We start from the raw sequence: 9,466 nt of genomic DNA, 5'->3' as shown, positions 1-9,466 counted from the left end.
TTCTTCTTTGTCTTTTAGCCATGTAAACCTCTCCTTTTCTACTTATTAATTTACATGACCTTATCTTTATTGTCCAATTAAGTGTAACCTATCCATTTCTTTTTTTTAACTGAGTGAGATTCATGGTATGCGCCAAACCAGTTTTTTCTTTGTTGTAGTCACCAATTCCACGATATTTTCCACCTTAGCTTGTAACAGCATCTGCATTTTAATCATATTCGTAAGAGTTTGATTTACACTCTTATGAATATCTTTTGTATCTTGGATTGAAAGCTTTTCAAGTTGACACTCATTTAAAACATATAACATTTTTTTAGTTTCAGCATCCATCATTTTAGATAAACTTTTTTCCTGAAGTGCTATTGAAGTTAACAAAAGATTAAGCGCATTTTCCAGTTTCATATCTTTTAACTTCCCTTCCAAAAATCTACTTTTACTTCAACATCGCTTCTAAACAGTTTGACCTATTTAAACATATGACTAAATGTTTAATTATATAATAAAAAAAATTTAAAATAGGCAATTGTACTTAATCACACTGCTAACCTTTGGGAATATACTACAGTATCAAATATAAAAAAAAAAGGAAGGTGTTTTGAGTATGTCATTTCCAAACGTTCCAAATGTAACACCCGAGATTGACCTTGACAGAGAAGATGTTATCAATCTCATGCTTGCATCAATTGCTTTTGAAGAGCTAGGCTTAGCTCACATGATTAATGCTGAAGCAGAAAAGGTTCAATTTGTTTTAGGAACTCTTGAAGGAGTAAACCCCCAAGATCCTCCATCACTAGATCAGTTGCTGAAAATTAACCGCTCAGTAGAACAAACATTAAGAGGTATTATTAAAAAAGAAATGCTACTTCAGTTCAAGTTTGAGGATATTCTTGACATACCAGATGGTAATAATAGTAATAAGAGTAATTGTAATAAATAAGGATGACTATTTCTGCAAAGGAGCAGTGAAAGGGTAAATATAACCCTTTTCACTGCTTAAATATTCTATGAATTTACTTCTACAACTGCAATAATCATTACAACGAAATGGCCTAAATTTCCGGGGGAAGATAAAAGCTGCACTGAAAGTAAATAACATATAAATAGGTTTGCTAGCTTTTTGTGTTTAGGAGCAGTTAGGCGGTTGCACTATGCCGTTTCAACTGCTTTTTCTTATTTAAAAGGTCAAAAGCCCATTTTATACCTCGTTATACACTCAGTATTTTATATTACATAAAATACTGTAAGAAAGGAGGAATAGATATGTCAATGCCAAGCATTCCAAATGTAAGTCCGGATATAGATCTTAGCAGAGAAGATGTTATTAATCTTATGCTTGCATCCGTAGCTTTTGAAGAGCTTGGATTATCTCATATCATTAACTCTGAAGCAGAAAAGATACAATATGTTTTGGGAACCCTTGAAGGGCAAATAGACTATAAAACTCCAACTATGGATGAGTTGATTAAAATTAACCGCTCAGTAATAAAAACATTAAGAGCTGTAATTAAGAAAGAAATGCTACTTCAATTTAAGTTAGAAGATATTCTAGATATAACAACACCTGCTCCATCAAATGTAGAGTTTTTTGACAACACTGTAACGGTTGAGGGGTTCTTTAATAAGACTTTAGTTACTGCTTCTGCCAGTACCCATTATAATTTGCCTCAGGGTGGTGGAAAATAATGTGTAATAATCAACCATCTATCGATGTAGATAAGTTTGTATCACCAGACGGAAGTGCTACCTTTTTAGATGCAGATACTCCTTCAGGACCAAATATACCACAAGGGACAGATCCTGTCTTTAAATATGTGGTAACGAATACGGGAAATGTGCCTCTTGAAAAAATTATCTTAGATGATGATGTACTGGGAACAATTACTATACCAACTACAACATTAGATTCTGGTGAGTCCTTTACAGTTGTTGTAACTGGTACATGGGTTGAAGATCAACAAGTCAATACAGCAACTGTTATTGGTGATTACGAAGATATTATTGTAACAGATAAGAATCTAGCTCATTATGTAGGTGTCGTCGCAGATGAACCTGCAATAAATATAGATAAACTTGTTTCCTCGGATGGTGGTACCATATTCTTAGATGCAGATACTCCTCCGGGAGCAACTATTCATCAAGGGACTGATCCAATCTTTAGATATGTCGTTACGAATACTGGAAATGTTCCACTTGAAAATATCACTTTAACGGATGATATATTAGGACCAATCACCATACCAACTACAACTCTAACTCCTGGTGAGTCCTTTACAGTTGATTTAACAGATAATCATCCAGCGAATAAATCACAAGGAAGTTACCATCCTGTCTTTAGATATGTTGTAACTAATACCGGAAATGTTCCACTTGAAAATATCACCTTAACAGATGATGTTTTAGGCCTAATCACCATACCAACTACAACTCTAGCTCCTGGCGAATCCTTTATAGTTGATGAAACTGGTACATGGGCTGAAGGTCAACAGGTCAATAAAGCATCTGTAACTGGGGAATATGAAGATATCACCGTAACCGATGATGATCCAGCTCATTATGTAGGTGTCGTCGTAGATGAACCTGCTATAAATGTAGAAAAGTTTGCTTCGGTTGACGGAGGAAAAACCTTTATTGCTTCTCCTGTACCACCTGGCCCTAAGCTACCATCAGGGATGACAGCTTATTTTAAATATATCGTAACAAATATTGGAAATGTACCTGTTGCTGATATTACTATAACAGATAACGTTTTAGGTGTGATTGGAACTATACCAATCTTGTTACCTGGTGAATCTGAAGAATTCATTGCTCCACCATTGCCATAAACTAAAACAGGCTCTCTTGTCCCTCAAGAGAGCCTGTTTTAGATAGAAGCGTCTACTTCTCCAGTAAAGGTTCTAATTGATTATACCAAACCCATTGAGGGCTATATTTTTGCCTTGCCAGTGTTTTTGCATAGAGTACTGGATTATCTCGCATAAGGTTTACTATGATGGATGCATTTTCCTCCAAATATGACTGTTCAGTTGGTCTATATGTTTCCTTTGTATCATAGCCAAAGTTACGAGCATCCCATCTCATAAAATATGCCTTAAGTTGCTTACCTAATTCTTCTAAAGCCGGAACAGCTTCGTTTAAGACTAAAAAATTACCTCTGCTTGCAGCTTCAAGAACTGTCAAGCCAAATGATTCTGAATAAGATGGGCAAATAAATAGGTTAGATAAAGTAAACAATTCAAAAACACTAGCTCGGGGAAACCCTTCAGGATAGCCTAAATCACTTGTAAAGGCCACATCAGCTTCACTTAACCCGTGGATACAACCCATTTTTTTAATAAGTTCCTTATATATATCTGAATTAATATCCATGGATGGAAAATCACAAAAGACTACTTTAACACTTAATTCTGTCTGTTTTTTGATAGCTCCAGCCAAGGATGCAACTTTTTCGAATTTTTTTCCTGTAGTAAGCCGACCGGGATATATGATAAGAATATCGGGGCTAATTAAATCAATTTGGTCATGAAGCGATTTAACATGGCTACTCATAGAAGAAGTTATATCTAAGCTATTGTGGACAACCCGACATCTCCCTTCAGGCACATTGTATTGTTTTGAAAGAGCTGCTATTCCAGAATAAGTAGGGTATACATAAGTTGTATTGGGCATGGGTGTATACCGGCTAGAAAAGGGCCATTGTGGATTAGGTGGCCTATTGACGGGGACTGAGTGGGTCATTGCTATAAATTTTATATTGGTCAATTTCTCTTGTACCTTTCTTATGGCAACATTATGAACTAAATGCCAGCCTTGATATAGAATATCATGCATAATACAGAAATCAACATCTGATAATTTTTCCTCTAGATCTCTAGCAATGGCTTCAGCCTCATCAAAAAATGTCTCGTGGACTTGACCCTCGGGCTGAGAATAGTCATGCCAATGAATCTGATTACCCTTTAATCTATTCGTGACCTTGGCCCATTCTAATCGCTCATCGGCATATATACCCTTTCTCTCATCATCATTACAATCCTCGGAGACAATTACTTTGGTTTTTATTCCAGCGTCAAGCAACATTTCTAAGTGCTCCGCTACAACATTAACAAGCGAATACGTATAACTAATACCGTTAAACATTGTTAAAATTGCTACCTTCATCAATTGTAACCTCCTAAACTTATAAAGTCATGTCCTTTTTAGAAAGATATGTAATTAATATACTATTTAGAATACAGAACCTAAATATGAAGTTATATTCACCATAGGTTATTTGTGTTCATATTATGGTATTGGGGTAAACGAACACAATGGAGGGGCTATCCTATGAAATATATTGGAATATTGTTAAACAATAATGTATTCAGGGGAATTCCTTACGGAAAGACAAGGTATGAAAATCTTTCATTTTATGAGGAAGCAGCAAAATTGCATGGATTGACACCATGTTATTTTAGGTTAAAGGACATAAAACCTGATATGAAAGAAGTTACTGCTTATGTAAAAGGCAATTCCGCCAAGTATAAGAAAAAGAGTATCCCTATGCCTAAAGTGATTCACAATCGTGGTATGTATTTCGCAAGAAAACATAAGAACCAATTGGAATCCTTAGTTGAGCAGGGCTTTATTGTATTTAATCAATGGAATCGTTATAGAAAAAGTAATGTACACCGTATTTTAATAAAATATGACGAATTAATAGAAAATCTCCCAGAAACCAGGAAGGCTACAGAAGATAACATTAAGCAAATGCTCAGCAGATACTCGAACCTAATCCTTAAACCAGATAATGGGAGTTTGGGATATGGCGTGATGAAAATGGAAAAGCAAGGGAATGAAAATTTGTTAATCATTTTAAAGTCCAAGGAAAAAGATTCCCTGAAGATACCCTTTACAGAGAAGATACCTAAAGAATTGAAAAATATAATTTCTTCTAATAATTATATTTTGCAGGAGTATATACCCCTAGCAACTTATAAGGGAAATCCCTTTGATCTGAGAGTCTCCTGCCAAAAAAACCATTCAGGACAATGGCAGGTAACCGGTATCGTTGGGAAAGTTGCTAGGGATGATAGTTTTATAACAAATGTAGCTGGGGGAGGTACATCATATCAACTAGGTATTTTATTACAGGATACAATGCTTGATGAAAAAACAGTTATTAATGGAATAGAACAAGTTTCTTTAAGGATTGTGAAAGTATTAGAAGAGCATTTGCCGGGATTAGCAGATGTTGGATTGGATATGGGGATTACAGCAGAAGGAATTATAAAGTTTATAGAATGTAATGGAAGAGATTTGCGCGTTACATTTAGAAACGCAAACATGGATGATACTTGGAAAAACACTCATAGTACCCCAATTGGATATGGCAAGTTTTTGTTAGATAGGAGATGAGTTAAGTGAAGGCATTAGATTTACAGGAGATACTAGATGTTATTGGAGGAAAGGTTATATTTGGAAATGAGGAATTTATAGTAAAGAGGGTTAGAAAAAAACCAAAAGCTTTTACTAAAGGTACTCTGTACTTTCACTTTGGCAAAAAAAATGAAATATATCAACATAACCAAGGCAAACAATCTTTTGTAGTTGTCTCAGAGGAGCTACTTGATGCTCAAAAACTAGGGGATGGGGTAACCCTGGTGCAGGTAAAAAATATTAAGAAGTCATATAACGACTTCCTTGACTATTATAGAAGCCTGTTCAATATTCCTGTGGTTGGGGTAACAGGAACAGCTGGGAAGACAACAACCAAAGAGATGCTGACTCATATACTTTCAATTGACAGGAAGGTCCAAGCCACTAAAAGGAGCTACAACGCAACATCCATAAATGATAAGTATCTATTGGGGATTGATGATAAAACAGAAGCAGCAGTTATTGAAATGGGGGTAGCTTATCCTGGAAATCTTCAAACAACTGGAAGTCTTTTTAAACCCCAAGTAGGCATCATTACAAATATAGGTATTGCCCATATTGAAGGTTGTAAGAGTTTTAAAACCTATTTCAATGAAAAGGCACATATGTTAAAGATCCTGTCTAATAACGGTAAGCTAATACTCAATGGAGACGATGAAAATATTAAGTTAATTGACTTATCACCCTTTAAAGGAACTGTTCTATTTTTTGGTCAGGGAGAATCCTGTAATTATCGGGCTAGCAATATTATGTATAGTGATAACGGCATGAAATTTCAGCTTAACTACGGAGGGGATACCTATCATGCCTTTGTGCCAGGCCTTGGGCATCATACTGTATATAATGCACTAGCGGTAATTGCAGCTGCCCATTCTTTAGGGCTAGAGATAGATGAAATACTAGATAGGTTGAAAAGTTATAAACACTTAGAACGTCATAATATTGCTCATATTGGGCTAAACCGGGCTTTAATCATTAATGATACATGGAACTCAAACCCAACTTCTGCTTACGCAGCATTGAAAGTATTGCAGGAAGTGGGCAAAGACAAGAAAACTATCGCTATTCTTGGTAAATTACAAAGACTGGGTACCCAAGAAAAAGCAGAGTATTTGAAAATGGGAGAGTATATGGCGAAGTCGGGAATTGATGTCCTCGTAACAGTAGGAGAAGATGCTAAGCTGATGGGTCAAGTGGCCATAGATAAGGGAATGGATTCTTCGAGGGTATACTTTGCAAGCTCTGCACAGGAGCTAGAAGATATGGCTTCACAGGTTTTAAGCGAAAATACTGTAGTACTATTAAAAATGTCCCTTGATAAGATGCATCTACCTTACCATAAAGCAGTTAAAAAAATATGCAACTCCTCCTAAAATTATAGGAGGAGTTTTAAACTATGTGGATATCGTGAACTAAAAAAAGGGGTAGTTTCTGATTTGGAAACGCTTACTCGACACCAAAAATTAGTTTTTTCATAACATAAAGTAAGATGGAAAAACGAGGAGTGACCGCGAATTGAATAAAGAATATTTAGGTATTTTAGTAGACAATCTAGTTTTTCACGGAATTCCTAATGGACGGACAGGATATGAGAAGATTGATCTGTATGAGGAAGCAGCGAAAAAACACGGCTTTACCCTTTGTTTTTTTCGGTTAAAGGACATTGAACCTGGAAAACACGAGATAACAGCATACGTCAAAGGTAGCAATAATAAATACAAGAAGGTCCTAGTCCCTACGCCCAAGGTTATTCATAATCGAGGACTTCATTTTTCAAAGGAAGCTAAAATTGCGGTGGATACCCTACTAGAAGATGGAAAGATTCTTTATAATCCTTGGAATAGATTTAAGAAACTAGAAATACATGGTCTTCTAAGCAACAATCAAGAGTTACATCCTCACCTTCCTGAAACCCACTGGGCAGAAGAAGAAACTATTCTGAAAATGCTTAACAAGTACGGCAAGATAATTCTCAAGCCAAACGGTGGGAGTCTTGGTCAGGGATTGATGAAGATTGAAAGCAACAAAGCAGAAAATATTTTGACCCTCTACTTACAAAAGGAAAGGGCATGGAAGAGCATTTCTTTTGCTCATGAAATTCCAGAAATTCTTAAAAAGAGATTGAAAAGATCCATTTATATTGCGCAAGAGTTTATTCCATTAGCTAGATATAAGGGAAGCGTTTACGATGTACGGGTTTACTGTCAGAAGAATGGAAAAGGTGAGTGGCAAATTACTGGTGCTGGCGGGAAGGTAGCGCAGGGAGATGTTTTTATTACTAATCTGGCTAAGGGGGGTAAGAACTTTCGGTTGGATGAATTGCTTGATCCCTCTTTTGATAGAGAAAAACTTTTAAAGGATATTGAAGACTTTTCCATCCTAGCAGCAAAGGAGCTAGAAAAAGAATACCCTAGATTAGCTGATTTAGGGTTTGATATAGGGATAACAACAGATGGCTTTCCCATGTTTATAGAGTGTAACGGGAGAGGTTTACGTATGACCTTGAGAAACATAAACATGCATGATAAATGGAAAGCGGCCTTTGCAAATCCTGTGGACTATGGGAAGTATTTGCTAGAAACGGAAGGCTAGTATAATCACATATTAATTTCTTACCTCATATTCTAGAGAGAGGAGAAAAGTGAGGCGATAGAGGATGGAGGTTGAAATCGGATTTATTTGTCATGCAAATAAAGACCATTGGTTAGAAAACATAAAGCATGTTATGAAAGATATTTCTATAAGATACAACAAGAAAATCGTCTTATTTACAATTAATAATCTTAATTTAGACAAAAACATCATAAAGAAGGCTTACCTTATAGATGGAAATAAAGCGGGAGTAACAAAAACAAAAATTCCAAGTTTTATTTATAACTGTGTAACTCATTCTAAACCATCAAGTATTAAAAAAATGCGTCAATTACGCATGTTAAAAGATACTCAAGTTATCAATCCAGTAAATCGGTTTTATCAACATATGTTGTTTGAAATGATTGCCAGCATTATGAGATCAAAGGATAAGGATGTAATACTGCCTTTTGAGACCATATCAAAAGTTAGTGTGAAGGAATTTGCTAAGAAGTACGACAGCTTTTTCTTGCTGCCCCAGAGAAGCACTAAGGAGTGTCGGATGATTTCTATTAGTAAGGTCAGTTCTTATAAAAAAAATCAGGAGTTCGAAATAGCATTTGGATATAAGAAGCAAATAATAACAAAAGATAGTCTTTTTCTTGAAATAAATAAGATTATTAGAAGTAGAAACTATATCCTACTTAAAAATCCTGGTACTGTGAATTGGGGTTTTTCACCATTAGAGGTAAGGGGATATATCCAAAAGGGGATAACAGGAGAATGGAGTGTAGCAGATTTTATTGTAAAAAAGGAGCTATTATCTAAAGACACTCTATATGACAAAGAAACTAGTTCTCTAGCAGATGCTTTATTGGACCTATTTCCTGAGAAAGTAAACAAAATAAAATCCCAAATCCATCAAACGGCCATAAATATAAACAAACTACTAGATTGCTATATAGCAAATAGAGGGAGTTGCTTTATTGATTTTATTTTTGATGCTCAAGGAAACCCTTATGTGGTTCGCATAGATGGCTTTGAACAAGATGACTACCTGTATGAGCTAGATGAAGGTAGGCTTTGGAAAGAAAGTATTAAAAATGCCGGTTTATATTTGGTCTATCTAAGTGATAAGGAATAGGGTGATAATATGGATTGGATTAATATAAAGGTAATTCCTGAGAATAACCATGTAACAACTAATATGATATATTTGCCTAAAGATATATTCAAAAAACTAAATAGACACATAACACTAGAATTTGGATTGAAAAAAGTAAAAGCAGAGACAAAAAAAATAGATAAAAAAGGAACGATTTATGTTTCTCCTTCCCTATTAGAAGAAGCCTGTTTAATAACTACACAGCCATATCAAATTAAGGTAAAGGAGCATTCCTGTAATGAATTTAAATGAGGATTGAATAAAAAAAGCCCCCTTGGTATCATACGAGGTGTCCGAAGCTGATCAGCAAAAAGG

Annotated in this window: 10 protein-coding genes; 8 read left to right on the top strand and 2 right to left on the bottom strand. The window is 35.4% G+C overall.

All coding sequences use genetic code 11. The features are described from left to right. Nucleotides 1–120: 120 nt before the first annotated feature. The gene (locus GGQ84_RS14850) at nucleotides 121–402 is read right to left on the bottom strand and encodes an alpha-helical endospore appendage domain-containing protein (RefSeq protein WP_429163591.1); all 282 of its coding nucleotides are present in this window, start codon (nucleotides 400–402) and stop codon (nucleotides 121–123) included. Between the two features lie 199 nt (nucleotides 403–601). Here GGQ84_RS14850 and GGQ84_RS14845 point away from each other — a divergent pair, with 199 nt between their 5' ends. The 3 genes from GGQ84_RS14845 to GGQ84_RS14835 all read left to right on the top strand — a co-directional run bounded on the left by GGQ84_RS14845 (nucleotide 602) and on the right by GGQ84_RS14835 (nucleotide 2,822). Continuing rightward, a complete protein-coding gene (locus GGQ84_RS14845; protein WP_429163590.1) occupies nucleotides 602–937 on the top strand; it encodes an alpha-helical endospore appendage domain-containing protein in 336 nt (111 codons plus the stop codon). Nucleotides 938–1,260: 323 nt separating this feature from the next. Beyond that, nucleotides 1,261–1,683, top strand: coding sequence for an alpha-helical endospore appendage domain-containing protein (locus tag GGQ84_RS14840; RefSeq protein ID WP_429163589.1), 423 nt, complete (start codon nucleotides 1,261–1,263; stop codon nucleotides 1,681–1,683). Next, nucleotides 1,683–2,822, top strand: coding sequence for a DUF7507 domain-containing protein (locus GGQ84_RS14835; protein WP_429163588.1), 1,140 nt, complete (start codon nucleotides 1,683–1,685; stop codon nucleotides 2,820–2,822). Before GGQ84_RS14840 ends, GGQ84_RS14835 begins: the two co-directional genes overlap by 1 nt. 52 nt (nucleotides 2,823–2,874) lie before the next feature. Here the strand turns inward: GGQ84_RS14835 and GGQ84_RS14830 are convergent, their stop codons facing one another. Continuing rightward, nucleotides 2,875–4,158 carry a glycosyltransferase gene (locus GGQ84_RS14830; RefSeq protein ID WP_429163587.1) on the bottom strand — a complete coding sequence of 428 codons (1,284 nt, stop codon included), beginning with the start codon at nucleotides 4,156–4,158 and terminating at the stop codon, nucleotides 2,875–2,877. 165 nt (nucleotides 4,159–4,323) lie between these two features. On the opposite strand from GGQ84_RS14830, the gene GGQ84_RS14825 reads away from it, so the two are divergent. The 5 genes from GGQ84_RS14825 to GGQ84_RS14805 all read left to right on the top strand — a co-directional run bounded on the left by GGQ84_RS14825 (nucleotide 4,324) and on the right by GGQ84_RS14805 (nucleotide 9,403). Continuing rightward, entirely contained in the window at nucleotides 4,324–5,394 is a 1,071-nt protein-coding gene (locus tag GGQ84_RS14825) for a YheC/YheD family endospore coat-associated protein (RefSeq protein WP_429163586.1), read from the top strand. Between the two features lie 5 nt (nucleotides 5,395–5,399). Next, nucleotides 5,400–6,788: a UDP-N-acetylmuramoyl-tripeptide--D-alanyl-D-alanine ligase gene (locus tag GGQ84_RS14820; protein ID WP_429163585.1), complete on the top strand. Its 1,389-nt coding sequence runs from the start codon at nucleotides 5,400–5,402 to the stop codon at nucleotides 6,786–6,788. Nucleotides 6,789–6,930: 142 nt separating this feature from the next. Continuing rightward, complete coding sequence (locus tag GGQ84_RS14815; protein ID WP_429163584.1) at nucleotides 6,931–8,007, top strand: YheC/YheD family endospore coat-associated protein; 1,077 nt, start codon at nucleotides 6,931–6,933, stop codon at nucleotides 8,005–8,007. A 64-nt stretch (nucleotides 8,008–8,071) separates the two neighbouring features. Further along, entirely contained in the window at nucleotides 8,072–9,130 is a 1,059-nt protein-coding gene (locus GGQ84_RS14810; RefSeq protein ID WP_429163583.1) for a YheC/YheD family protein, read from the top strand. 9 nt (nucleotides 9,131–9,139) lie between these two features. After that, entirely contained in the window at nucleotides 9,140–9,403 is a 264-nt protein-coding gene (locus GGQ84_RS14805; RefSeq protein WP_429163582.1) for a hypothetical protein, read from the top strand. Nucleotides 9,404–9,466: the final 63 nt, after the last annotated feature.

Origin of the sequence: Desulfitispora alkaliphila, from assembly GCF_050433185.1 — a bacterium.
In the GTDB taxonomy this organism is placed as follows: domain Bacteria; phylum Bacillota; class Desulfitisporia; order Desulfitisporales; family Desulfitisporaceae; genus Desulfitispora; species Desulfitispora alkaliphila.
Note: the sequence above shows the minus strand (reverse complement) of the source record. Positions and strands in the feature narration are given on the sequence as shown.

Excerpts from the sequence above, each read along its gene's own strand:
- GGQ84_RS14805 (WP_429163582.1), top strand. The coding sequence starts at position 9,140 with ATGGATTGGATTAATATAAAGGTAATTCCTGAGAATAACCATGTAACA.
- GGQ84_RS14850 (WP_429163591.1), bottom strand. The coding sequence starts at position 402 with ATGAAACTGGAAAATGCGCTTAATCTTTTGTTAACTTCAATAGCACTT.
- GGQ84_RS14810 (WP_429163583.1), top strand. The coding sequence starts at position 8,072 with ATGGAGGTTGAAATCGGATTTATTTGTCATGCAAATAAAGACCATTGG.
- GGQ84_RS14840 (WP_429163589.1), top strand. The coding sequence starts at position 1,261 with ATGTCAATGCCAAGCATTCCAAATGTAAGTCCGGATATAGATCTTAGC.
- GGQ84_RS14830 (WP_429163587.1), bottom strand. The coding sequence starts at position 4,158 with ATGAAGGTAGCAATTTTAACAATGTTTAACGGTATTAGTTATACGTAT.
- GGQ84_RS14835 (WP_429163588.1), top strand. The coding sequence starts at position 1,683 with ATGTGTAATAATCAACCATCTATCGATGTAGATAAGTTTGTATCACCA.
- GGQ84_RS14845 (WP_429163590.1), top strand. The coding sequence starts at position 602 with ATGTCATTTCCAAACGTTCCAAATGTAACACCCGAGATTGACCTTGAC.
- GGQ84_RS14825 (WP_429163586.1), top strand. The coding sequence starts at position 4,324 with ATGAAATATATTGGAATATTGTTAAACAATAATGTATTCAGGGGAATT.